We start from the raw sequence: 22,472 nt of genomic DNA, 5'->3' as shown, positions 1-22,472 counted from the left end.
AGGTTGAAGCACTCACTCTTTGGCCAACACGCCGTCGGTCACCGCGCCGCGACATCCGGCAAACATATCCAAGTCCTGGTTGTAGACCTTGCTCTTGACCTCCAGCAAACCGAGCATCGAATGGAACAGGTTGTCCTGGCTCAAGGGCTTCTGGCGACTCAGTTGCAGGCAGTGGGTGTCCACTGAGAGCGACTTTTGATAGTTGTCGGAAAACCAGGCGAACATCGCGACATGTTTTTGTTGTTCCGGTGCCAGCATGTAAGGCGTGCCATGCAGAAACAAGTTGTACTCGCCCAGGGATTCGCCGTGGTCCGACAGATAGAGCATCGCGGTATCGACTTTGTCCTGATTGTTACGCAACAAATCGATCAGGGTGGACAGCACGTGATCGGTATACACCAGGGTGTTGTCGTAGCCATTGATGATACTTTCGCGGCTGCAATTGTTCAGGGCGTTGCTTTCACAAACCGGGGTAAAGCGCTCGTATTCTTTCGGGTAGCGCTTGAAGTATTCCGGACCGTGACTGCCCATCTGGTGCAACACCAGTACCGTGTCTTTATCCAGGGTATCGATGAAGTGCTGCAACCCCTGCAGCAGGATTTCATCGCGGCATTCGCTATTGGCGCACAGTACCGGGTCTTTCAGGTTACTGACGTCATCTAGGGTGACCCGATCGCAAGTGCCCTTGCAGCCCGATTGGTTATCGCGCCAGATCACGTCGAGCCCCGCGCGTTTGAGTACATCCAGCAGGCCTTCCTGGTTCTTTGCCTTGCTGGCGCTGTAATCCTTGCGGCCCATGTCGGAGAACATGCACGGCACCGACACGGCTGTTTCCGTCCCGCAGGAATGCACGTCGGTGAACGCGATCAGGCCGGCTTCTTTACTCAGTTTGGGGGTGGTGTCACGGCCATATCCCAGAATGCCGAAGTTCTCGGCCCGGGCACTTTCGCCCACCACCAGCACGGTCAGGGATTTGCGGCCATGGGTTTGCAAGGCGGGGTTTCGCTGGGCATCTTCACCCAACGTGACGAAGGGTTGCCGCGCAGACGCGACCTGCTCACGCAGATAGCCGACCGAGGCGCCAATGTAGTTGCTCGGCACCACCATCAGGCGCAACTCATGGTGATTGCGAAACAATGAAGACAAGCCTTGATAATTAACCAGTGCGACACCACCGATCACCGCAACTGATGCGACGCTCACCAGAACTTTACTGAGCAGCTCACGGTGCCAGCGACGGTAACTAACCGGCGTCTTCCACAATAAAAATGATGGCAAAATACCGAGCAAAACAATATAAACAAGCAATTTTATCGAGAGTAAGTCACGTACTTCCGTCGCATTAGTTTGAGCAAAGTTACGCAACATCCCGGTGTCAATCAAAACACCATATTGGCTCATGAAGTACGTCACCCCGGCGCTGATCATAAAGATCAGGGTCAAGACCGGTTTGAGCACAGGCCGGAACGCCAACAAGGTCAGCACCGTGTTGAAGGCAGCCAGAACCATCAAGCCAAAAGCCAGACGCATGACGATACCTTTACCGTCAGATGCCGTGATTTCGAACAGGTGCTGCCAGAGAACAGGATTGAAGCCCATTAATAGAAAGGTGCTGGCAATCAGTGTCACCCACTCGGGGCGCAAGGCTTTAATCTTCAACATGATGATCGGCTGTTCCTGAAAAGAGGTGCCTTCGGCAAATGTGAAAATTTCATTGCCCGAGAGAGCACTGATCTTAGGCAGCCAACCATCAATTTTTTGTGAAAAATAAGCCAACGATTAGTTGGCTCATGGCACTAGGCCAAAACTTTTAACTTATTTGAGAACGGTTCAGGTTCTGTTCAAGCTTGATTCAAATACCAGCGCCAGTCCTGCTCGCCGACTTCGCCCATGAACTGTCGATACTCGGCACATTTTACCGCCAGGTACACGCCGAGGAACTCACCGCCGAACGCTTCCCGTGCCCAGCTCGAACCTTCCAGCGCTCGCAACGTGGTCAGCCAGTCCGTCGGCAACAGTTCCGTGGCCTGGGCGTACCCATTGCCCTCCACCGGCGCGCCAGGATCGAGTTGTTCACGTATACCGCGATGGATCCCGGCCAGAATCGCCGCGGCCGCCAGATACGGGTTGGCGTCGGCGCCACAGATACGGTGTTCAATATGCCGGGAAAACGCCGGCCCGCCGGGCACGCGCAAACTCACGGTGCGATTGTCCACGCCCCACGTGGGTGCCAGCGGCGCATAGCTGTTGGTCTGAAAGCGACGGTAAGAGTTGGCGTTCGGACAAAACAGCAGCAATGAATCGAGCAGCGTACTGAGCATCCCGCCGACCGCCTGTTTGAGCAACGGCGTACCGTCCGGAGCTTCGCTGGCGAACAGGTTGTTGCCGTCCTTGTCCGCCAGGCTGACGTGCATGTGCATGCCCGTGCCTGCTAGGTCATCGAACGGTTTGGCCATGAAGCACGCCGTCATCCCGTGCTTGTGCGCCACGCCCTTGACCAGCCGTTTGTAGCGCACCGCTTCGTCCATCGCCTGCAAGGCGTCAGTGCGGTGTTCGAGGGTGATTTCCACTTGCCCCGGCGCGTATTCGGAAATCGCCGTGCGCGCCGGAATGCCCTGGAGTTTGCAGGCGCTATAGAGGTCGGCCAGAAACGGCTCGATCTGTTCCAGTTCACGCAATCCGTAAACCTGAGTCCCTCGCGGCCGCCCGTCATCGACATCCCGCGCCGGTTGCGGTCGACCGTTGCTGTCGCGCTGCTGATCCAGCAGGTAGAACTCCAGCTCCGCCGCCATCACCGGGTAATAACCATCGGCCTGCAAGCCTTCGATGACGTTCGCCAGCAGATGCCGTGGATCGGCAATCGTCGCGGGCATCCCCTCCTTCGGGTGCATGCTGACCTGCACCGCCGCCGTAGGAATCAGCCGCCATGGCATGCGCGTCAAACTGCCGCTGATCGGGTACGCCCGGCAGTCGATATCGCCCACGTCCCAGACCAGGCCGGAGTTTTCCACGTCATCGCCGTTGATGGTCAGGCCAAGAATGGTGCTCGGCAATGGCCGCCCGCTGTCGTACACCGCCAGCAGTTCATCCCGATGCAGCAACTTGCCCCGCGGTACACCGTTGTTGTCGAGGATGAACAACTCGAACATCTCGATATCCGGGTTCTGTTCCAGAAAGGTCAGGGCTTCTTGCTTGGAGGCAAAAGATGTCGTGGCAACATTCATGGGAATTCTCTTATTTCCGCGTCAGGCAAACGCACAGGCGCCGCCGGTTTGATCCCGGCGCATAGCGCGGGACCTGTAAGAACAATCAACGGGAAATGCAGACATCCGGTGGACGCGCGTGACGGCAGTGCCACAGCGCCCAAAAGGCTAGTTCGCAGGGAAGTGCAACGGGACAACCGTCCATAGAAATAACCGCAGGAAACAGATGAGCCGCAGCGTCACACGGGAGGTTAAGTCGTTAAATCAGGATTTGAAGAACTTTGGTTGTGGGCTGGCTAAACATTCACATAAGGTTTCACGGCGCAGCAGAGCTATTTAATTTCTAAATACTGCTCCAGACTTTCTGATTTGCGGCCCGCAGGCCTCGCGCGCCTAATCGGCTCCTTGTCATTCAAGGTCCGACCGATGGAAAACGTTCGCGCAACCTCCCGCCCCGCCCTATGGCTGATGTTCAGCATCATCCTGGTCGCCCTGAACCTGCGGCCATCCATGGCCGCCGTTGGCCCTTTGCTGTCGGCGATTCGCGGCGACATTGCACTGAGTTTCAGCCTGGCCTCGCTGCTGACCATGCTGCCAGTGATGGCGATGGGGCTGGCGATGTTCTTTGGGCTGGGCGTCAGCCAACGAATCGGCGAACAACGCACCGTGGCGCTCTCGCTACTGATCATCGGCGCGGCCACGGTGTCGCGGTTATTCCTCGATTCGGCGGCCGAACTGATCCTCAGCGCCGTGCTGGCGGGTATCGGTATCGCGCTGATCCAGGCATTGATACCGACGCTGATCAAATCCCGCTTCAGCGACAACGTTTCCGTGTGCATGGGGCTCTACGTCACGTCGATCATGGGCGGCGCAGCGATTGCGGCGTCATTTGCGCCGCTGGTGATGATCCGCACTGGTAGCTGGCGCGTAGGCCTGGCGATCTGGGCGGCGCTGGCGCTGGTAGCGCTACTGTTTTGGTGCATGCAACGTGAACGGATGCCAACGCAGCCTGCTCAGACGCAACGCAATGGCTCCTTCTTCGGCAATTCCCGCGCCTGGTTACTCGCAATCTTCTTCGGCCTGGGCACGGCGTCCTACACCTGTGTGCTGGCCTGGCTGGCGCCGTACTACGTGGAAAGGGGTTGGAGCGAACAAAACGCCGGGTTGCTGCTGGGTTTCCTGACCGCCATGGAAGTGTTGTCTGGCCTGCTGACACCCGCCATCGCCAACCGCAGCCCTGACCGGCGCGTGGTGCTGATGGTGTTGCTGGCGCTGATCATGGCCGGTTTCTGCGGGCTTATTCTCAGCCCGCAACACCTGACTCTGTTGTGGCCATGTCTGCTAGGGCTCGGCATCGGCGGACTGTTCCCGATGAGCCTGATCGTGTCCCTGGATCATCTGGACAATCCCCAGCGTGCCGGTGGCCTGACCGCGTTCGTGCAAGGCATCGGCTACCTGATCGCCGGTCTCTCGCCGCTGATTGCCGGGATAATCCGCGATCAGCTCGGCAGCTTCGAATGGGCCTGGTGGTCACTGACCGGCGTTATGGCACTGATGATCCTGATGGTCTTGCGCTTCGATCCGCGGCATTACGCTCAACACATTCACTGACCCAGGAACCCACATCATGAAACACACCGGTTTCGCCGCCGCTCACGTCGGCATGCTGCTCTGGGCACTGTTGATCGCTGCATCGTTTTCTGCCGCAGCACAGGTCAGCCAGGCCATCGACCCGATCCTGCTGACCGGCTTGCGTCTGCTGTTCTGCGCCTTGGTGTTTTTGTCGCTGCTGCTGATCAAAGGCGATACCACGATGACCGCCCGCGGACTGTTCGGCCATGCCGTGCTCGGCTTGCTGCTGGCGGTGTATTTTGGCTCGCTGTTCGAGGCACTGCGTTACACCTCGGCCGTCAATACCGGAACGATGTTCACCTGGGTGCCACTGCTGACATTGCTGTTCGAAGCCGTATTGATGCCCGACAGCAACCTGAAACAGCGGGTGCTGCCGATGCTGATTGCCGCTGCCGGGGCCGTTTTGCTGGTGTTGAAAGGCGCAAGCCCTGGTGAGCTGCCTTCGCTGTATGCAGTGGCGGTGTATGGCGTCGGTTGTCTGGCGATGGCGCTCTACTCGCCCCTGAGTCAACGACTCAAGGCCAGCAGCCTCAAGGGTCGTGGACCGGTGGGCATGACGTTCTGGAACATGCTGTTCGGCGCGCTGTTTCTGCTGACATTCTGTGGGCTCAGCGGCGGCTGGCGATCGGGGTCATTGCTGACCGCGAGCGATTTTTGGTGGCTGATTTACCTGGCGGTGTTCGCCACGCTGGCGACCTTCTGGTTGCTGCATCGGGCCATCGGCGTTATCGCCCCTTCCTCGGTCATGTCCTACATTTACCTCAGCACGCTGTTCCTCACATTGTTTCACTGGTTCTGGTTACGTCAGTCGCCACTGCCGCTGGAAATCCTCGGCGCGCTGCTGGTGGGAGTCGGTATGTGGGCACTGCTGATGTCCAGCCGCCGTGGGGTGCCTGCAGCCGTTCAGGGCTGAAGGCCTCTGGAACTTCCCCACAACTTTCCACGAAAACTCCTACAAGGCATTCTCCTGGCACCATCGTTCCGTTAGGATCACTCGCACTAGTTTGCGCACAGCCAGCGCAAGGAGCACAGCGAGACGAAACGGATGTTGAACAGTAACTTGCTTAGAAAGCTCGATATGCAGGACCTCATGGTATTTATCGCCGTGTATGAGCAAAGCAGCGTCACGGGCGTATCCGAGGCACTCTGCGTCAGCCAGTCCACCGTGAGTTACTGCCTGAAAAAGCTGCGCACCAGTTTCGAAGACGAACTGTTCATCAATACCCGCGCGGGCATGCGCCCCACCTACAAAGCCAGCACCATGTACGCCCACGTGCTGAAGATCCTCGAAAGCATCAATCTGTGTCACGCCGGTGCGCCAGCATTCGACCCCACCCTGCAACCAGTCACCTTCAATATCTGCGCACCTGAATACTTCGAGCAGTTGATCCTGCCGCGTCTGTTGAAAAGCTTCGATTTCGCTGACCTGCCGGTCATGGTCAACATGCACAAGTTCGAAACCGACATCCCGGCCGAAGAACTGCGCGATGGCAGCCTCGACCTGGTGATTTGCTTCGCCCCGAACTTTCATCGCAGTCACGGCGATTTCAAATCCCGGATGCTGCTGGAGGACGACCTGGTCTGTGTCTTCGATAAACGCGCCACACCGCCGGAGCCGCGTTTAAGCCTGCAAGCCTTTGTCGAACGCCGGCACGTGTTCCCGACACCCTGGACTTCCACCACCAACATGGTCGACGGCTGGCTGGCGCAGCAGGCGCAAAAACGGCAGATCGTCGCGCGCGCCAACAGCTACAGCGCGGCACTGAAGATGATCACCGGCACCGACTTCATCCTGACCCTGCCTCGGCGTATCCAACAGTTGCTGGCCAACCACACGATCTTCAATCATTGCGAAGCGCCCAACGGCTTGCCGGGTTTCAGCCTAGACATGCAGTGGAGCCAAAATGTCGATCAGGACAACGCCAACACCTGGCTGCGCGAGCAAGTGGTCAAGGCCTGCACCGAGCAGGAGATGGCCTGAAACTCAGTTATTGATGGCAATCTTGGTGTAGGAGTCCCGATCGATGTCGAGGATTTCCACGGCCAACTGGACTTCAATGTCCGTCGGCCAATCACACAGTTCCTGCACCACAGCCAGCAAACTTTCGGACAACTGCTTCTTGATCTGCGGTGAGCGACCGCTCAACAGTGCCAGTTTCACATGCACAAAGGCTCGCTCACCTGACACCGTGCCGACCTTGAACGTCTCAACCCTCACCGCTCGGCTCTTGATGTCGTATTCGGCAGCGAACTGACCGGAAGCCACCAACGCATTGTTGAGCCGGATCAACGCCACCTCAGCATTGAGCTCGGGCAGGTTGGCGGTGTATTCCATGTGCAGGTGAGGCATGACTGAGTTCCTGAAAGTGGGCAGAAAGGCCGTACATATAACACAGCGCTGCCCTCACTCGGGCAGTGCTAACTGCGCACGTTCACTCATGAACGCCTCCAGCCGCGACCTCAACCAGCGCTCGGCGGGGTCGGTATCGACATGACTGAGCCAGACCATGGACAGATCCAGGGTCGGCGTCTTGAACGGGAATGGCTCCTTGAACAGCTGACCGGACGCCGCCATCGCTTCGGCGGCGTAGTCCGGCAGACTGGCGATCAGATCGGTCCCGGCGAGTAAGGCCGGTAGCGAGCTGTATTGCGGCACGGAAAGGACGACTTGGCGCGTACGACCAATCTCTGCCAGCCACTCATCGGCGTAACCACTGACATTGGCGGTGTGGGAAACCAGCACGTGTGGTCGCGCGCAATACTCATCGAGCGTCAGCGGTGTGTCCGATGCGTCCGCGCGCAAAACGTTGGGCAGGATGTGCCGCAACAACTTGCGCTTGGCGTTGGCCGGCAGCCCGCGAGTCTGGCTGATACCAACGGTGATATCGCCGGACGCCAGCAAATCCGGGATCCGCCAGTAATCAACATGCTGCACCACGAACACGACCTTCGGTGCTTCATGGCGCAAGGCTCGCAGCAACGGCGGCAGCAGGCCAAACTCGACATCGTCCGATAGCCCGATACGAAAGGTCATGGTGCTGCTGGCGGGATCGAAATCATGGGTCAGGCTCAACGCCACCGACAACGAATCCAGTGCCGGAGACAGATGCAGAATAATCTCCTCGGCCCGCGCCGTTGGCTCCATACGATGCCCGACACGTATGAACAGCGGGTCGTTGAACATCGTGCGCAAGCGATTGAGCGCCGCACTGATGGTCGGCTGGCCGAGGAACAGTTTCTCCGCCACCCGGGTGACGTTGCGTTCAAGCATCAGCGTTTCAAACACCACCATCAGGTTGATGTCGGCCTTGCGTAGTTCGTTACGATTCATCCACTGACCCCGCTCCCCAAATCTGCTGACAGTTTAGGAAGGTGTCGCAATCGGCGTCTATGCGACTCAAGCAGTGTGCGTTTACACCAGATTAAGGCAGCGGCACTCATAACCGTAAGACCGCCCGTTGAAACGAAGCCGCTCTGACTGAGCAGCTTCGCCGCCTGAAGCCTAGATTTCCTTGACCGGGGTCTGATCGTGAGTCCCCTTGATCAAACTGATGGCATGCACACAATCAGACTTATTGACGTAAGCCTCCCCGCTGGCAATCGTTTCATGGTTTCCCGCCCTCAAACGCCACCGCCATTGACCTTTGCCGGTCTGTGCGATGCCACGGGTTTGCCTGTAAATCTCAAAATACATTGCTCGCTCCTTGCGATTGCTGATGACGGCAGATCAGTGACCTGCGAAACGAGAGTAGATGAGGTTTTTTTGCCGCAGGGTCTTTCAATGTCAGGGGATGTTTCGCAGATACAGCCTTGAGTGGAGGGACGACCAATAGATTCGGGGGACGGTAAATTGGGTGACTGCGCTGAGTAACTTTTCCCTTGAAGAGGTATATTTTTCTTACGCTGCGGTGCTGTCTAGTCCGACGCGACTGTTCACTGATTTTTCTGCTGAGTTGGATTATCAACTGACAGAGCCAAAGGCTGTTCTTCCGTCAGCACGGCATCTTCCTCAAGTTCTGTTTGAGCTTGAGCTTGAGCCGGGTCAGGATGCGGCAGAAAACCCCGTACGGCCCTTTCAATCAATGAAAGGGTTCCATAGGTAATGAAGCCAAAAATCAGTCCAACAACCAAAATGCTCAAAGGGTGAATTTGCACTGCATCAGGGCTTTCCAACAGGTAGCTAAAAGCCTGAACAGCAACGGCCAGGCATGCCGAAAATGCTGCCACCAGCTTCACAAACACCCAAATCCGTCGCCAGCTGTTCATGCATTCTCCCGTCATCGGGTGATTTGCTCTGTATTGCATGATAGCTAATGACCAGGGTTACACCGAAAGCCAGAAAATGCTGATGTGCAATCGCGAGGCGCTATTAAGCTGCCTTATACAAACAGGCTTTCGAGGCTCATGATGAAAACCACTGACAAGCCAGGTGGCACTTCGGATACTGCGCCAATCGAGAAGGCGTCAACCGGCAACGTCTGGCGCACCATGCCTCGCGGCATCTGGGCGTTGGGCTTCGTCTCGATGCTGATGGACATCTCCTCAGAGATGATCCATGCATTATTGCCGCTCTATATGGTCACAGTACTGGGTACCTCCGTTCTGGCGGTGGGCCTCATCGAAGGCATAGCCGAGGCTACGGCCTCGATCACCAAGGTATTCTCCGGGGCTCTCAGCGACCGATTGGGCAAGCGCAAACTGCTCGCGGCGCTGGGCTATGGATTGGGGGCACTGTCCAAACCGATCTTTCCTTTGGCGGGCTCGCTGGACTGGCTGATCGGGGCTCGCTTTATCGACCGCATTGGCAAAGGTATTCGCGGCGCCCCGCGCGATGCGTTGGTGGCCGACATCACGCCGCCCGCGATACGGGGAGCCGCTTTCGGCCTGCGTCAAACGCTGGATACCGTTGGTGCATTCCTGGGGCCGTTGATGGCGATCGGATTGATGTGGCTAACCGCGAACCACTTCCAGACTGTGTTCTGGGTGGCCGTCATCCCGGCCTTCCTCGCCGTCGCGGTGCTGCTGGTGTTCGTCCATGAGCCCAAACAAGGGGACGGGACGCACCGGGTGCGTGCGCCTTTGAGCCGGCGGGAGTTAGCCCGACTGGGCGTGGGCTACTGGTGGGTGGTCGGTGTCGCTGCCGTGTTCACCCTGGCGCGTTTCAGCGAAGCCTTTCTGATTCTGCGAGGTCAGGCCGTCGGGCTCTCGCCGATGTGGGCGCCAGCGGTGCTCGTGCTGATGGGGGTGGCGTACTCACTGTCAGCTTATCCCGCCGGAGCCTTGTCTGATCGTGTCAGCCGCGTAGCAGTGCTCGGCGCAGGCCTGATATTGCTGATTGCGGCCGACCTGACTCTGGCGTTCGCGCCGGGCATCGATGGCCTGGTCGTCGGCGTCGTTCTGTGGGGGCTGCACATGGGGTTGACCCAAGGGATATTCGCCGCCCTAATCGCCGATTGCGCGCCGGCTGAACTGCGCGGGACGGCATTTGGCATGTTCAATCTGTTGACTGGGTTGACCTTACTGCTGGCCAGCGTCATCGCTGGGGCGTTGTGGGACACGGTAGGCTTCCAAGGCACCTTCTTGATGGGTGGGGGCTTTGCTGCTCTGACTTTGCTGGGATTGTGGGTGATCCAGGCGAGAGTTCTGATTCGATAGCAAAGAGCGACACAGCCTGTGTTTCGCGAGAAAGTCGTACCGCTCGCCGAGAAAACAAGCGGCAAATTTGCCCTAAACGAAACGCCAGAAACGAAAAAGCCCCTGAAATCTTTAAAAATTTCAGGGGCTTAGTCTTATTCAATAATGGCGGAGAGATAGGGATTCGAACCCTAGGTACCGGTGAAGGTACAACGGATTTCGAATCCGTCCCATTCGGCCACTCTGGCATCTCTCCAACGGCGCGCATCATAACAACACTTTTGCCGGAAGCGAACCCCCTAAGCGAAATTTTTCCGTGCTATCAGATGCTTGCGTCGATTAAAGCGGTACGCCCAGACGATTGGCGACTTCTTCGTAGGCTTCGATGACGTCACCGAGGCCCTGACGGAAGCGGTCTTTATCCATTTTCTTGCCGGTGGCCTTGTCCCACAGACGGCAGCCGTCCGGGCTGAATTCGTCGCCCAGGACGATGGAGCCGTCGGAGAACACGCCGAATTCCAGTTTGAAGTCGACCAGCAACAGGCCGGCGTCGTCAAACAGCTTGCTCAAGACTTCGTTGACCTTGAGCGACAGTTCTTTCATACGAACCAGTTGCTCGGCAGTGCCCCAACCGAATGCCACGACGTGGGATTCGTTGATGAACGGATCGCCCTTGGCGTCGTCCTTCAGGAACAGCTCGAAGGTGTACGGATTGAGCTTCATGCCCTCTTCGACACCCAGACGCTTGACCAGACTGCCAGCAGCGTAGTTACGCACGACGCACTCGACCGGGATCATGTCGAGCTTCTTCACCAGGCATTCATTGTCGCCCAGCAGTTTGTCGAATTGGGTCGGCACGCCGGCTGTTTCGAGTTTCTGCATGATGAAGGCGTTGAACTTGTTGTTCACCATGCCTTTGCGGTCGAGCTGCTCGATGCGCTTGCCGTCGAACGCCGAAGTGTCGTTGCGAAACAGCAGGATCAAGCGGTCAGCGTCGTCGGTCTTGAAAACCGATTTGGCTTTGCCGCGGTAGAGTTCTTCACGTTTTTCCATGATGGGCTCCGCTTGCTAAGTAGGTGGGCTAGGCGATGTGTCGCCAGTCGAGCCCTGAATCTTGATCGGCCAGTTGCAGCCAGTCCGGGTCGCACCCGAGGGTGTCGACAAAACATTGCCGGGCCAGCTGCGGCAGGTTGTTCTTGCTGCTCAGATGGGCCAGGACCAGGTGTTGCAGGCCTTGCCAGCCCAACTCGGACACCAGGAATGCCGCCTGATGGTTGTTCAAATGCCCCAGCTCACCGCCTACCCGCTGCTTGAGAAAGTACGGGTAGTGACCGCGAGCCAGCATGTCACGGCAATGGTTGGACTCGATCATCAACGCATCGAGATCCCGATAGCCGTCCAGCACCTTGTTGCAATACGAGCCCAGGTCGGTCAACAGGCCGAAACGTCGCTCACCGTCACTGAAGACGTATTGCGTCGGCTCCTGTGCATCATGGGCCACGGCAATGACGCCGATGCTCAGTGCGCCGATCTGCAGTTGCTCGCCGCCGGCCAGAAGGCCGGCCGGTTCAATTGGTTTGCGCATCCCGCGCAGGGTGCCGCGACTGAGGTAGACAGGCAGATTGTAGCGCCGAGACAGTAAACCCACGCCATGCACGTGGTCGGCATGTTCGTGGGTCACGAGTATCGCGCTCAGCTGCGCAGGGTTCACACCCAGGCGCAGCAGGCGTTTTTCGGTTTCTCGCAGGGAGAAACCACAATCCACCAGCACATACGTGTCAGCGCTGGCTATCAGCGTGCCGTTCCCCTGGCTACCGCTGCCGAGAACGGCAAAACGCATGTGATCAGCCCAGGTTGTCCTGAATCACGCTCAACACTTTACGCGCCACGTCAGCCGGCGCTACGGTGTTGATGTTCTTCTCGACGGTGACCTGGACGTTGTCACCCACCTTGCTCAGGCGAACCTGAAAACGTTCGGCACGGGCTTCAACTTCTTCCTTGCTCGGCGCACTGCCGAACAGACTGCTGAAGAAACCTGGCTTCTCGTCCTTCTTCTCGGCTTTTTCGGCCAAGTTGATGTAGTACAGACCCAGACTGCGGTTGATGTCTTCTACGCGCCATTCGCCCTGCTCCAGCGCACGACCGACGCTCGACCAGGCACGATTCAGGTCGGTGCCGACGTTCAGGACAGGGTTACCGCTGCCGTCTTCGCTCAGGCTGACACGACTTGGCGCATCAGAGTCACGCGACGCCAGCATGGAGACCGAACCGCCCTTCTCCGAGATGCGGCTCATGCTGGCGAGCATGTCGTCGATCAGTGCAGCGTCCAGGCCAGTGTTGACCGAACGGTTGGTGAAGGCCACGTCGGAGGTGCTACCGGCAGGACGCTCGGCGCTGACCACGTAGACTTCACTGGTGTTGCGCTGCACGCCTGGCTCGATGCGGACCCGCACGCGGGTTTCGCTGTCAGCGCCGACACCGGCTGCGCTCAGACGCTTGGCCATCGCGGCGGACAGTTCGTCGGAATGCTGCCAGGTGGTGGTGAATTCGCCGGTTTGCGGACGCTGTTCGTCCAGACGGAAACCGTTGTCCTGGAAGAACTGCACGGCCACTGGCCAGACTTCGGCTGGCGGGTTCTGAGCGACGATCCAACGCGAATCACCGGTCTTTTGCAGGGAATAGGCGCTGGCGTCAGCCGCTGCTGACAACGGTTGTGGGCGAGGAACGATGTACTCGCCCTTGGCGGTGTCATCGGCCACGTTGCGCGGGATTGGCAACAGCGGATCCAGACGTTTGGCGGTGCTGACATCCGACGGCAGTTGCATGGGTGCAGTTTGTTGAGCTTCCAGGTAATCGCTACCGCGGTCACGGAAATAACCTTCCGGGCCCCAGACCCATCCACAGCCACTGGTGCTGGAGATGATCAAGGCAAGTGCGGAAAGTCCGGCCAATCGCTTCATGCGTAGTACTTCCTCAATTAAACCAGGACGCCGGACTGGCGCATGGCCTGCCGCAGCGGTTCGTGACAGGCAGCACTGAGCCAGGTGAGCGGCAGACGGATACCGTCCGGCATCAAGCCCATTTCATGCAGTGCCCATTTCACGGGGATAGGGTTGGATTCGATAAACAGGGTTTTATTGAGCGGCATCAGCTTTTCGTGAATCGCGCGGGCCGTCACGGCATCGCCTTTCAGAGCAGCGTTGCACAGGTCGGCCATGTCGCGCGGCGCAACGTTGGCGGTCACCGAGATGTTGCCCTTGCCGCCAAGCAGAATCAGCTCGACTGCGGAGGCATCGTCCCCAGAGATCACCAGGAAGTCTTTGCTCACACCATCGATGATGGCCTTGGCACGGGCCAGGTCGCCGGTGGCTTCCTTGATGCCGATGATGTTTTTCACGGTCGACAGGCGGATCACGGTTTCAGCCAGCATGTCGCACGCCGTACGGCCGGGCACGTTATATAGAATCTGCGGGATGTCGACGGCTTCGGCGATGGCTTTGAAGTGCTGGTACAAGCCTTCCTGGGTCGGTTTGTTGTAATACGGTGTCACCAGCAGGCAAGCGTCGGCGCCAGCGGTCTTCGCATTGGTGGTCAGCTCGATGGCTTCGCGTGTCGAGTTGGCGCCAGTACCGGCAATCACCGGAATGCGCCCTGCAACCTGCTTCACCACGTAACGAATCACTTCGATGTGTTCGTTCACGTCAAGGGTGGCCGATTCACCTGTAGTGCCGACCGCCACGATGGCGTGGGTGCCGTTTTGCAGGTGAAAGTCCACCAGTTTGCTCAGGCTGTCCCAGTCGAGACGACCTTGTGCATCCATGGGTGTGACCAGTGCCACCATACTGCCCGCAATCATGCAACCGCTCCTGCCGGAAAAAGAGAGCGGTAATGGTACTGGCGCCAAGATGCTTGTACAAGCGAAGTACTGCGCTGCTGCCATTCCCCTTGGCGCCGCTTTTCGCTACCCTCCAGACTTTGATCGGTACTGATAAGCTCGTACGCCGGGTTCCAGCCTCCATTTTCGGCATCACAAGCCCCGATCCAGCGTTGCCACCCCTCGCTCTTGCCACTCTGGAGCACGTTGCAACCTTGCGGCTCGGGTTTTTTGAATTCGCATCCGCAGGCTCGCTCCCGGTAAAAAAAGCCCGTAGAAGTATCGACCGCTCATCGCTTTAGGAATGTTGCATGTCCACCCCCACAGTTCGCGAACAATTCCTTGTCATCAGTGCCCTCGGCGCCAACCCCATGGAGCTGACTAACGTCCTGTGCCGCGCCAGCCATGAAAACCGCTGCGCCGTGGTCACCTCTCGCCTGACGCGTCATGGCGAGTGCAGCGCGTTGATCCTCGAGATCTCCGGTAGCTGGGACGCCCTGGCGCGCCTCGAAGGCAGCCTGCCGACCCTCGCAAAAAAACACGCCTTTACGGTCAATGTGGTGCGCAGCGCAGCGCTGGAGAATCGTCCCCAAGCCCTGCCATACGTCGCTTATGTCAGCTCGGCTTACCGCTCGGACATCATTAACGAGCTGTGTCAGTTCTTCATGGACCACAACGTCGAGCTGGAGAACCTGACCTGCGACACCTATCAGGCCCCGCAAACCGGCGGCACCATGCTCAATGCCACGTTTACCGTGACCTTGCCGGCCGGTGTGCAAATCAGCTGGCTGCGCGATCAGTTCCTGGATTTCGCCGACGCGTTGAACCTGGATGCCCTGATCGAACCGTGGCGCCCACAAAACCCAATGTAAGGAAGCTTTCATGGCCGTTGCCATCGACCAACCGGTTGCCGACTTCGAAGCACCCGCCACCAGCGGGCAGACCGTCAGCCTCGCGAGCCTCAAAGGCAAGCAGGTGGTGATTTACTTCTATCCGAAGGACAGCACGCCAGGCTGCACCACTCAGGGCCAGGGCTTTCGTGACCAACTCGACGCCTTTAAAGCCGCCAATACCGAAGTCTTTGGCGTGTCCCGCGACAGCCTTAAATCACACGAAAACTTCAAGGCCAAGCAGGCGTTCACCTTCGAGCTGATCAGCGACAAGGAAGAAGCACTCTGCCAGCAGTTCGACGTGATCAAGCTGAAAAAACTCTATGGCAAGGAATACATGGGCGTTGATCGCAGCACGTTCCTGATCGACAAGGATGGTGTGCTGCGTCAGGAATGGCGTGGCGTGAAGGTGCCGGGCCATGTGGATGCTGTTCTGGCTGCCGCTCAGGCGTTAAACAAAGCCTGATCGTTGGCGTCTGTGGGAGCCCGCTCCCACAGACGCCTCACAACAACGGCGCCACCACCGGCTCTTTGCGCGGCCACGCGTCCAGTACAGCCTTGAACAGGGTTGCTAGCGGAATCGCAAAGAACACGCCCCAAAAGCCCCACAGCCCGCCAAACAACAATACCGCGCAGATGATCGCCACCGGATGCAGATTGACCGCCTCCGAGAACAGCAGCGGCACCAGCACGTTGCCGTCCAACGTCTGGATGATCCCGTAGACCGCCATCAAATAGATGAACTGATCGCTCCAGCCCCACTGGAACAGGGCAATCAGCATGACCGGCACGGTCACCACCACTGCGCCGACGTAAGGCACCACCACCGACACGCCCACCAGTAATGCCAGCAGCGCCGCGTAGTTGAGGCCCAGAACAACGAAGCCGATGTAGGTTACGCCACCGCAAATAAAAATCTCGATGACCTTGCCGCGAATGTAATTGGCTATCTGGCGGTTCATCTCGTGGGCGACGCGGGTGATCAGCGCCCGCTCACGGGGCAAGTAACCACGCACCCACTGACCGATCATCTCCCGGTCCTTTAGAAAGAAAAACACCAGGATCGGCACCAACACCAGGTAGATCATGATGTTCACCAGCAGCGGCAGACTCGACAGCGAAAACGTCAGCGCCCACTGACCGAACTTGCCAATCTCGCCCCGCGCCACTTCGATGGCCTGCAGCACCTGCTCGTCGGACACCAGATGCGGATAGCGTTCGGGCAGCAGCAAAAACAGCGACTGCCATTTGGCGAGCATGCCGGGTAACTCGTTGAACAGCGTAATCAACTGATGCCAGAGCAACGGCACCACAACCACGATGAACACCAGCAATAGCCCCATGAACAACGCAAAGACCAACCCCACCGCCACCCCGCCCGGCATGCGCAGGCGTTCGAGGGTGACGACCAACCCTTGCATCAGATACGCCAGCACCATCCCGGCCAGCACTGGCGCAAGCATGCCGCCCAGCGTTAGCACGGCGGTAAACGCCAGAAACAGCAGGACCGCCAGCACAACGGCCTCTTCATCAGAGAAGTAGCGCTGAATCCAGTCGCGTAACACTTTGAACATCAATAATCCTTAGAAACGAACGCAGCACAATTCAGGCTTTTTTCAACCAGTAGCGGTAAACACCCGCTTCATCTTCTTCACGAAGCAGCGTATGACCGGCCAATCGGGCAAAGGTGCGAAAATCGCGCTGCGAGCCCGCATCGGTGGCGATTACCTTCAGCACTGCGCCGCTGGCCAGTCGATTGAGCTCCAGCTTGGCCTTGAGCAACGGCAAGGGGCAATTCAGGCCGCGGGCGTCGAGCTCGGCGTCATGGGCTACAGCGTCGGTCATTGCATCACTCCGGGGTCAGGTGGTCGAGCGGCTAGAATATCTGGTCCGAAGCGTAGTGTCCGGCTACAGTAAGGTCTTTGTCGACTAAGGCTTTGTGCATGACTTTTTTGCGCCCTACCCTGCTGACGCTCGCTTGCCTGCTCGCCTCACCGAGCTTCGCCGACGACCTGCCGTCACTCGGCGACGCCAGTTCTGCCATCGTCTCGCCGCAACAGGAATACCAGTTGGGCCGTGCCTGGCTGGCACTATTGCGCAGCCAGGTCTCCCAGCTTAACGATCCACAGCTCAAGGACTACGTCGAGTCCAGCGTCTACCGGCTGGTAGAGACCAGCCAGGTCAATGACCGGCGCCTGGAGTTCATCCTGATCAACAGCCCGCAACTCAACGCCTTCGCAGCACCGGGCGGCATTATCGGGGTTAACGGCGGCTTGTTCCTCAATGCCCAGACCGAAGGCGAATACGCCTCGGTACTCGCTCACGAATTGGCTCACTTGTCGCAGCGCCACTTCGCCCGTGGCGTCGAAGCCCAACAGCGCATGCAGGTGCCGATGATGGCCGCGCTACTGGCCGGGATCGTAATTGCCGCAGCGGGCGCCGGCGACGCCGGGATCGCGGCCATTGCGGGCACACAGGCGGCAGCCATTCAGGAACAACGGCGCTTCTCTCGCCAGAACGAACAGGAAGCTGACCGCATCGGCATCCTCAATCTGGAAAAGGCCGGCTACGACCCGCGTTCAATGCCGAGCATGTTCGAACGATTGGCCCGCCAATACCGCTTTGACGCCAAGCCACCAGAGTTTCTGCTGACTCACCCGGTGACCGAGTCGCGGATCGCTGACACCCGCAACCGCGCCGAACAGGCAAAACCTGGCGGCATCGAAGACACTATGCGTTATCAACTGATTCGTGCGCGGGTCCAATTGATCTATGAAGGAACCACAGGGCTGGGCGCCAAACGCTTTCGCGCCCAGCTTGATGAAAACCCGAAAAATGATGTCGCTCGCTATGGCCTGGCCATCGCCCAGATCAAGGGCGGCCAGTTGAATGAAGCACGGGAAAACCTCAAGTTGCTGCTGGCCAAGTCACCGAACGAGATCATCTACAACCTGGCGCAGGTGGATCTGGACATTACCAACAATCGTCTGCCGGACGCCCAGTCCCGGGTTGACCGGATGTTGACGCAGTACCCCGGTAACTATCCACTGAATTCGGTGCGAGTCGATCTGCTGCTCAAACAAAACCGTGCGCCCGACGCAGAAAAGGCACTGGAGACCCTGCTCAAGAGCCGTCCTGACGATCCCGACGTCTGGTACATGGTGGCCGAGACTCGCGGTCTGTCAGGCAACATCATTGGCCTGCATCAGGCCCGTGCCGAGTATTTCGCCCTGGTTGGGGATTACCGTCAGGCCATTCAGCAACTGGACTTCGCCAAGCGCAAGGCAGGTACCAACTTCCCTCTGTCATCGCGGATCGATGCACGGCAACGTGAGTTGATGGAGGAAGAGCGCATGATCAAGGACATGATGGGCTGATCAGCTCATCAAACAACAAGACAGGTACAAAAAAACCGCCTCTTTCGAGGCGGTTTTTTATTTAACCGACAACCGGATTATTCAGCCAATTTGAAGGTAATGAAACTGGCGCGACCTTGACGCAGAACCCGCATCGACACCGAGCGGTTCTTCGGCAGCGCCTTGGCGATATCCGTGAACTCCTTGGTGGAACCGATTGCCTGATTATTCAGGTGAGTGATCACATCGCCTGGCTGCAAGCCAATCAGAGAAGCAGGACCGTCCTGGACTTCCTTGATGACGACGCCGCCTTTGAGGTCGTAAGCTTTCTTCTGTTCATCCGTCAGCTCGACCACGGAAACACCCAGCCGGTTGCTGCTGCGTTCGGTGGTCGATTTCGACAGCGCTTCCAACTCTTTGCCTTCATCCGGGATAGCGCCGACTGTCAACTCGACATTCTTGCGCTTACCTTCGCGAATCACTTGCAGATCAGCTTTCGAGCCGGCCTTCAGCGCGCCCACCAGGTGTGGCAGATCGGCGGACATGACGATCGGTTGGCCATTCATGCTCAGGATTACGTCCCCTACTTGCAGGCCACCCTTGGCAGCCGGGCCGTCATCCTGGATCTGAGCCACCAGCGCACCGGCTGGCTTCTCCAGACCGAACGACTCGGCCAGGTCCTTGTTCACTTCCTGGATGACTACACCCAACCAGCCACGGCTGACTTTGCCGCCGTTTTTGAGCTGATTGGAAACGTCCATGGCTACATCGATAGGGATCGCGAAGGACACGCCCATGAAGCCGCCGGAACGGGTGTAGATCTGCGAGTTGATCCCAACCACTTCACCAGCCAGGTTGAACAGCGGACCACCAGAGTTACCCGGATTGATCGGCACATCGGTCTGGATGAACGGCACATAGTTTTCGTTCGGCAGGCTGCGACCAATGGCGCTGACGATACCTTGGGTCACGGTATGGTCGAAACCGAATGGCGAGCCAATAGCCACGACCCACTGGCCGGCTTTCAGATCCTGGGATTTGCCGAGCTTCAGGACCGGCAGATCCTTGCCTTCGATTTTCAACAGCGCCACGTCGGAACGTGGATCGGTGCCGATCAGCTTGGCCTTCAATTCGCTGCGATCGGCGAGACGAACGAGAATTTCGTCGGCATCGGCGATTACATGGTTGTTGGTCAGGATGTAGCCATCCGGCGAGATGATGAAACCCGAACCCAGGGACTGGGCTTCGCGTTGACGATCCTTGCGTGGTGTACGAGGCTGTTGCGGCATGCCGCGCTCGAAGAACTCGCGCAGCATCGGCGGCAAGTCATCAAGGTCAGGCATCTGCTGGCTCGACACTTTACGGTCTGGCAGTTTCTGCGTGGTACTGATGTTCACCACCGCGGGCGAGGCCTGCTCGACCAATTGAGTGAAGTCAGGCAACTCGGCCGCCTGAACAGCGACCGCCTGACCAAGCACCAGCACGGTGGCAAAAATAGAGAGATAAGACTTCAAACGTGGTATCGACATACGGCTCCCGTTACGACGAGCATGGTTAAGCGATATGGAGCAAGGAACACCGGGAACGATACGCCGGTATTTTTGTTCCGGGGACAACAAACAAGGCCAGAGCCGAGAGGTTCTGACCTATAGAAAAAATCGGGGATATTTGCAAGTTGAAATGCTCACCAAACATTTCGATCTCGGCTCACTACTTGGTTGCAGTGGCGTCGCTGCGCATGGATAGCGCAATCCGCTCAGCGGTGCCAATCGGAATCTCACCGACCACAGTCACCATCATCTCGCCTTGCGGGGTAGTCAAGCGTCGGGAAACTGCAACGGTCGGCCCCAACTGGGTGCGAGTGTCAGTAATTGTTGCTCCATTCAACGGCTCAAGGAACACCGAAAAACGGGCCAGACCATCGTAATACATCAGACTGTTGACCTGGGTTTTGGTCTCTGGATCCTTGCGGGAGGTACTGCTGGTCAGCTCGAAACCAGGAGGTAACCAGTCCGAACGCCAGACGTGGGCCGCTTTGATTGCAGATGCCTTATCGCTGTAGAGGGCAACCGTTTTGCAATCGGCGCCAGGCTGCAAGTCACTGTCGGACGGAACATCGGCGGTATCCAGTTGCGTGAACTGGAATCGCTCCAGCAACTGCCCTCGTTCATTCAGAAGCAATGACTTGAGAGGCAGGCCGGTTTCTTTATCCAGATGCAATTCAAAACCGTAGCGGTGTTGATCGCGAGGTGTCAGTGAAACGATCACCGCCGCACGCCCGGCCACACGCGACTTGCCAATGACGGCAAGGTCATACCAATTCTTTAGCTTTTGTGGATCGAGTGTACGAGCAGCGGAGCTGGGGGAATCTCCAAGCCCTGCTATCAGAATGCCGCTGACGCATTGAGTACGCCCATCAGTCCGCACGACTTCCTGTGCCGAGCCGTCGAGCTGAAGTAACCGCTCCTGGACCTTGCCATCCTGGACGCGATGCCAGATGTTGTGGGTCGAAAAACTACCGTTACGCTCGTAGACGAATGTACCGTGAAAGCTTTGCTGTTGCTCGGCTTGGCCCAGACGGGTCAGCCAGTCTTGGGCTTCATCAGCATGGGCTGGAACAACAAACCAGCCACCGAGCAGAAGCGTAAGTAGAGGGATGGCGCGCATGATCCTCCTTAACGGTTTTCCAGACTTGCTGCACGAGCGTAAGGCAGAGCGCTCTCAGTGCCTTTCAGTGCAGCCTGTTGAGCATGTTGGCGCAAGTAGCCTGGCAGACGCTGATCGTGCCAGCCTGGTTGACCTTGCAATACGCCGTTGGCCATAGGGCCATTGGCTTCCGAACTCTCATTGTAGCCTGCTAATACAGCTGGACCCTTGACCTGAGGAACGGCCAGGCCTGGTTGACTGGATTGTTGAGCCAGTTCGACCCCAGCGATCTCGTCCTGGTTATACAGACGAACACCTGCCAATACGGCGAGGGTTACCGAAGCAGCGACCGCCAGACGACCCAGGCTACGCCATGGACCACGGGAGGCTTTTGCAGGTACAGCTTCGTCAGCCAGCGCAGCAGAGACTGCCGCAGCGATATCCAGGCGTGGAAGCAGTAAGTCCTTGTGCATAACTGCCCGAGCGATTTGATAACGAGCCCAGGTATCACGGGTTTCAACATCGTCAAAGGCATTCAATACCCGACGCAATTCCAATTCGTCCGCTTCGTTATCCATCACTGCGGACAGCGATTCCTGCAGGGCTTCACGACTCATGGCGTTCCTCTCTTGGCTGTCGCCGCTGTCTCAGTTTTCCTGCAACAACGGCTGCAGGGCTTTATCGATGGCTTCCCGAGCGCGAAAAATCCGGGAGCGCACGGTACCCACCGGACACTGCATAACGGCCGCAATGTCTTCGTAACTCAGACCATCGAATTCACGTAAAGTTAAAGCCGTACGCAAATCTTCTGGCAGTTGCTGAATGGTTCGATGGACGGTGCCTTCGATCTCATCCCGCAGCAATGCACGCTCTGGCGACTCGAGATCCTTGAGGCCGTGATCGCCATCGTAGAACTCTGCATCCTCGGAGCTGACATCGCTATCCGGCGGCCGGCGGCCGCGTGAAACCAGATAGTTTTTCGCCGTGTTGATGGCGATGCGGTAAAGCCACGTATAAAACGCGCTGTCTCCGCGAAAATTTCCAAGTGCACGGTACGCCTTGATAAAGGCTTCCTGCGCCACATCCTGGGCTTCATGGGTGTCGTGCACGAAACGCACGATCAACCCGAGAATTTTGTGCTGGTATTTCAGCACTAGCAGATCGAAAGCTCGCTTGTCGCCGCGCTGAACGCGTTCAACCAGCTGCTGATCCTCTTCCTGGGTTAGCATGAACACTC

Annotated in this window: 23 protein-coding genes and 1 tRNA gene; 7 read left to right on the top strand and 17 right to left on the bottom strand. The window is 57.9% G+C overall.

The genetic code is table 11. The features are described 5' to 3' along the window. Positions 1-12 precede the first annotated feature (12 nt). Complete coding sequence (locus ACXPVS_RS19765; protein WP_458511431.1) at positions 13-1,662, bottom strand: phosphoethanolamine transferase; 1,650 nt, start codon at positions 1,660-1,662, stop codon at positions 13-15. 179 nt (positions 1,663-1,841) lie between these two features. After that, positions 1,842-3,224, bottom strand: coding sequence for a glutamine synthetase family protein (locus tag ACXPVS_RS19760; protein WP_458511430.1), 1,383 nt, complete (start codon positions 3,222-3,224; stop codon positions 1,842-1,844). Between the two features lie 405 nt (positions 3,225-3,629). Between ACXPVS_RS19760 and ACXPVS_RS19755 the strand changes: the two genes are divergently transcribed. The 3 genes from ACXPVS_RS19755 (at position 3,630) to ACXPVS_RS19745 (ending at position 6,816) form a co-directional block, all read left to right on the top strand. Further along, positions 3,630-4,814 carry a cyanate transporter gene (locus tag ACXPVS_RS19755; protein ID WP_458511429.1) on the top strand — a complete coding sequence of 395 codons (1,185 nt, stop codon included), beginning with the start codon at positions 3,630-3,632 and terminating at the stop codon, positions 4,812-4,814. Positions 4,815-4,830: 16 nt separating this feature from the next. Next, positions 4,831-5,748 carry a DMT family transporter gene (locus ACXPVS_RS19750; protein ID WP_458511428.1) on the top strand — a complete coding sequence of 306 codons (918 nt, stop codon included), beginning with the start codon at positions 4,831-4,833 and terminating at the stop codon, positions 5,746-5,748. A gap of 132 nt (positions 5,749-5,880) precedes the next feature. Then, positions 5,881-6,816, top strand: a complete 936-nt coding sequence (locus ACXPVS_RS19745) for a LysR substrate-binding domain-containing protein (protein WP_458511427.1) — start codon at positions 5,881-5,883, stop codon at positions 6,814-6,816. 3 nt (positions 6,817-6,819) lie between these two features. Here ACXPVS_RS19745 and ACXPVS_RS19740 read toward each other — a convergent pair whose 3' ends face one another. From ACXPVS_RS19740 to ACXPVS_RS19725, 4 genes are all read right to left on the bottom strand, one after another. Further along, entirely contained in the window at positions 6,820-7,185 is a 366-nt protein-coding gene (locus ACXPVS_RS19740) for a 5-carboxymethyl-2-hydroxymuconate Delta-isomerase (protein WP_458511426.1), read from the bottom strand. A 54-nt stretch (positions 7,186-7,239) separates the two neighbouring features. Further along, a complete protein-coding gene (locus ACXPVS_RS19735; RefSeq protein WP_458511425.1) occupies positions 7,240-8,166 on the bottom strand; it encodes a LysR substrate-binding domain-containing protein in 927 nt (308 codons plus the stop codon). 171 nt (positions 8,167-8,337) lie between these two features. Beyond that, positions 8,338-8,529, bottom strand: coding sequence for a YegP family protein (locus ACXPVS_RS19730; protein WP_008074435.1), 192 nt, complete (start codon positions 8,527-8,529; stop codon positions 8,338-8,340). A gap of 239 nt (positions 8,530-8,768) precedes the next feature. Further along, positions 8,769-9,101 carry a hypothetical protein gene (locus ACXPVS_RS19725; RefSeq protein ID WP_458511424.1) on the bottom strand — a complete coding sequence of 111 codons (333 nt, stop codon included), beginning with the start codon at positions 9,099-9,101 and terminating at the stop codon, positions 8,769-8,771. Positions 9,102-9,323: 222 nt separating this feature from the next. Between ACXPVS_RS19725 and ACXPVS_RS19720 the strand changes: the two genes are divergently transcribed. Continuing rightward, entirely contained in the window at positions 9,324-10,490 is a 1,167-nt protein-coding gene (locus tag ACXPVS_RS19720; RefSeq protein WP_458511472.1) for an MFS transporter, read from the top strand. Positions 10,491-10,635: 145 nt separating this feature from the next. Here the strand turns inward: ACXPVS_RS19720 and ACXPVS_RS19715 are convergent. The 5 genes from ACXPVS_RS19715 to dapA form a co-directional block, all read right to left on the bottom strand. Continuing rightward, positions 10,636-10,725, bottom strand: a tRNA-Ser gene (locus ACXPVS_RS19715). Positions 10,726-10,808: 83 nt separating this feature from the next. Beyond that, a complete protein-coding gene (gene purC, locus ACXPVS_RS19710; RefSeq protein WP_458511423.1) occupies positions 10,809-11,522 on the bottom strand; it encodes a phosphoribosylaminoimidazolesuccinocarboxamide synthase in 714 nt (237 codons plus the stop codon). Positions 11,523-11,550: 28 nt separating this feature from the next. Further along, positions 11,551-12,309, bottom strand: coding sequence for an MBL fold metallo-hydrolase (locus ACXPVS_RS19705; protein ID WP_008153089.1), 759 nt, complete (start codon positions 12,307-12,309; stop codon positions 11,551-11,553). Between the two features lie 4 nt (positions 12,310-12,313). Beyond that, positions 12,314-13,429: an outer membrane protein assembly factor BamC gene (bamC, locus tag ACXPVS_RS19700; RefSeq protein ID WP_458511422.1), complete on the bottom strand. Its 1,116-nt coding sequence runs from the start codon at positions 13,427-13,429 to the stop codon at positions 12,314-12,316. A 17-nt stretch (positions 13,430-13,446) separates the two neighbouring features. Beyond that, the gene (dapA, locus tag ACXPVS_RS19695; RefSeq protein WP_458511421.1) at positions 13,447-14,325 is read right to left on the bottom strand and encodes a 4-hydroxy-tetrahydrodipicolinate synthase; all 879 of its coding nucleotides are present in this window, start codon (positions 14,323-14,325) and stop codon (positions 13,447-13,449) included. Between the two features lie 329 nt (positions 14,326-14,654). On the opposite strand from dapA, the gene ACXPVS_RS19690 reads away from it, so the two are divergent. Together ACXPVS_RS19690 and ACXPVS_RS19685 are read left to right on the top strand one after the other, a co-directional pair. Continuing rightward, a complete protein-coding gene (locus tag ACXPVS_RS19690; RefSeq protein WP_017336973.1) occupies positions 14,655-15,215 on the top strand; it encodes a glycine cleavage system transcriptional repressor in 561 nt (186 codons plus the stop codon). Between the two features lie 10 nt (positions 15,216-15,225). After that, positions 15,226-15,699, top strand: coding sequence for a peroxiredoxin (locus ACXPVS_RS19685; RefSeq protein WP_033054060.1), 474 nt, complete (start codon positions 15,226-15,228; stop codon positions 15,697-15,699). A 37-nt stretch (positions 15,700-15,736) separates the two neighbouring features. Here ACXPVS_RS19685 and ACXPVS_RS19680 read toward each other — a convergent pair whose 3' ends face one another. Next, positions 15,737-16,807 carry an AI-2E family transporter gene (locus ACXPVS_RS19680; RefSeq protein WP_458511420.1) on the bottom strand — a complete coding sequence of 357 codons (1,071 nt, stop codon included), beginning with the start codon at positions 16,805-16,807 and terminating at the stop codon, positions 15,737-15,739. 31 nt (positions 16,808-16,838) lie between these two features. Then, on the bottom strand, positions 16,839-17,078 hold the full coding sequence (locus ACXPVS_RS19675; protein ID WP_458511419.1) for a sulfurtransferase TusA family protein: 240 nt from the start codon (positions 17,076-17,078) through the stop codon (positions 16,839-16,841). Positions 17,079-17,176: 98 nt separating this feature from the next. Between ACXPVS_RS19675 and ACXPVS_RS19670 the strand changes: the two genes are divergently transcribed. After that, positions 17,177-18,610 carry a M48 family metalloprotease gene (locus ACXPVS_RS19670; RefSeq protein WP_458511418.1) on the top strand — a complete coding sequence of 478 codons (1,434 nt, stop codon included), beginning with the start codon at positions 17,177-17,179 and terminating at the stop codon, positions 18,608-18,610. A 77-nt stretch (positions 18,611-18,687) separates the two neighbouring features. Here ACXPVS_RS19670 and ACXPVS_RS19665 read toward each other — a convergent pair whose 3' ends face one another. From ACXPVS_RS19665 to rpoE, 4 genes are all read right to left on the bottom strand, one after another. Further along, on the bottom strand, positions 18,688-20,118 hold the full coding sequence (locus ACXPVS_RS19665; protein WP_458511417.1) for a DegQ family serine endoprotease: 1,431 nt from the start codon (positions 20,116-20,118) through the stop codon (positions 18,688-18,690). Between the two features lie 181 nt (positions 20,119-20,299). Next, the gene (locus tag ACXPVS_RS19660; protein WP_458511416.1) at positions 20,300-21,256 is read right to left on the bottom strand and encodes a MucB/RseB C-terminal domain-containing protein; all 957 of its coding nucleotides are present in this window, start codon (positions 21,254-21,256) and stop codon (positions 20,300-20,302) included. Between the two features lie 8 nt (positions 21,257-21,264). Continuing rightward, entirely contained in the window at positions 21,265-21,852 is a 588-nt protein-coding gene (locus tag ACXPVS_RS19655; protein ID WP_458511415.1) for a sigma-E factor negative regulatory protein, read from the bottom strand. 30 nt (positions 21,853-21,882) lie between these two features. Next, positions 21,883-22,464, bottom strand: coding sequence for an RNA polymerase sigma factor RpoE (gene rpoE / locus ACXPVS_RS19650; protein WP_007944079.1), 582 nt, complete (start codon positions 22,462-22,464; stop codon positions 21,883-21,885). Positions 22,465-22,472: the final 8 nt, after the last annotated feature.

It is taken from the genome of Pseudomonas sp. Ma2-10 (genome assembly GCF_054330215.1).
Note: the sequence above shows the minus strand (reverse complement) of the source record. Positions and strands in the feature narration are given on the sequence as shown.

Bases quoted from the DNA above. Each gene is read 5' to 3' on its own strand.
- purC (WP_458511423.1), bottom strand. From the start codon at position 11,522: ATGGAAAAACGTGAAGAACTCTACCGCGGCAAAGCCAAATCGGTTTTC.
- ACXPVS_RS19755 (WP_458511429.1), top strand. From the start codon at position 3,630: ATGGAAAACGTTCGCGCAACCTCCCGCCCCGCCCTATGGCTGATGTTC.
- ACXPVS_RS19725 (WP_458511424.1), bottom strand. From the start codon at position 9,101: ATGAACAGCTGGCGACGGATTTGGGTGTTTGTGAAGCTGGTGGCAGCA.
- ACXPVS_RS19750 (WP_458511428.1), top strand. From the start codon at position 4,831: ATGAAACACACCGGTTTCGCCGCCGCTCACGTCGGCATGCTGCTCTGG.
- ACXPVS_RS19740 (WP_458511426.1), bottom strand. From the start codon at position 7,185: ATGCCTCACCTGCACATGGAATACACCGCCAACCTGCCCGAGCTCAAT.
- ACXPVS_RS19660 (WP_458511416.1), bottom strand. From the start codon at position 21,256: ATGCGCGCCATCCCTCTACTTACGCTTCTGCTCGGTGGCTGGTTTGTT.
- ACXPVS_RS19730 (WP_008074435.1), bottom strand. From the start codon at position 8,529: ATGTATTTTGAGATTTACAGGCAAACCCGTGGCATCGCACAGACCGGC.
- bamC (WP_458511422.1), bottom strand. From the start codon at position 13,429: ATGAAGCGATTGGCCGGACTTTCCGCACTTGCCTTGATCATCTCCAGC.
- rpoE (WP_007944079.1), bottom strand. From the start codon at position 22,464: ATGCTAACCCAGGAAGAGGATCAGCAGCTGGTTGAACGCGTTCAGCGC.
- ACXPVS_RS19675 (WP_458511419.1), bottom strand. From the start codon at position 17,078: ATGACCGACGCTGTAGCCCATGACGCCGAGCTCGACGCCCGCGGCCTG.
- ACXPVS_RS19765 (WP_458511431.1), bottom strand. From the start codon at position 1,662: ATGTTGAAGATTAAAGCCTTGCGCCCCGAGTGGGTGACACTGATTGCC.
- ACXPVS_RS19745 (WP_458511427.1), top strand. From the start codon at position 5,881: ATGTTGAACAGTAACTTGCTTAGAAAGCTCGATATGCAGGACCTCATG.
- dapA (WP_458511421.1), bottom strand. From the start codon at position 14,325: ATGATTGCGGGCAGTATGGTGGCACTGGTCACACCCATGGATGCACAA.
- ACXPVS_RS19670 (WP_458511418.1), top strand. From the start codon at position 17,177: ATGACTTTTTTGCGCCCTACCCTGCTGACGCTCGCTTGCCTGCTCGCC.
- ACXPVS_RS19665 (WP_458511417.1), bottom strand. From the start codon at position 20,118: ATGTCGATACCACGTTTGAAGTCTTATCTCTCTATTTTTGCCACCGTG.
- ACXPVS_RS19680 (WP_458511420.1), bottom strand. From the start codon at position 16,807: ATGTTCAAAGTGTTACGCGACTGGATTCAGCGCTACTTCTCTGATGAA.
- ACXPVS_RS19705 (WP_008153089.1), bottom strand. From the start codon at position 12,309: ATGCGTTTTGCCGTTCTCGGCAGCGGTAGCCAGGGGAACGGCACGCTG.
- ACXPVS_RS19720 (WP_458511472.1), top strand. From the start codon at position 9,324: ATGCCTCGCGGCATCTGGGCGTTGGGCTTCGTCTCGATGCTGATGGAC.
- ACXPVS_RS19735 (WP_458511425.1), bottom strand. From the start codon at position 8,166: ATGAATCGTAACGAACTACGCAAGGCCGACATCAACCTGATGGTGGTG.
- ACXPVS_RS19760 (WP_458511430.1), bottom strand. From the start codon at position 3,224: ATGAATGTTGCCACGACATCTTTTGCCTCCAAGCAAGAAGCCCTGACC.
- ACXPVS_RS19690 (WP_017336973.1), top strand. From the start codon at position 14,655: ATGTCCACCCCCACAGTTCGCGAACAATTCCTTGTCATCAGTGCCCTC.
- ACXPVS_RS19655 (WP_458511415.1), bottom strand. From the start codon at position 21,852: ATGAGTCGTGAAGCCCTGCAGGAATCGCTGTCCGCAGTGATGGATAAC.
- ACXPVS_RS19685 (WP_033054060.1), top strand. From the start codon at position 15,226: ATGGCCGTTGCCATCGACCAACCGGTTGCCGACTTCGAAGCACCCGCC.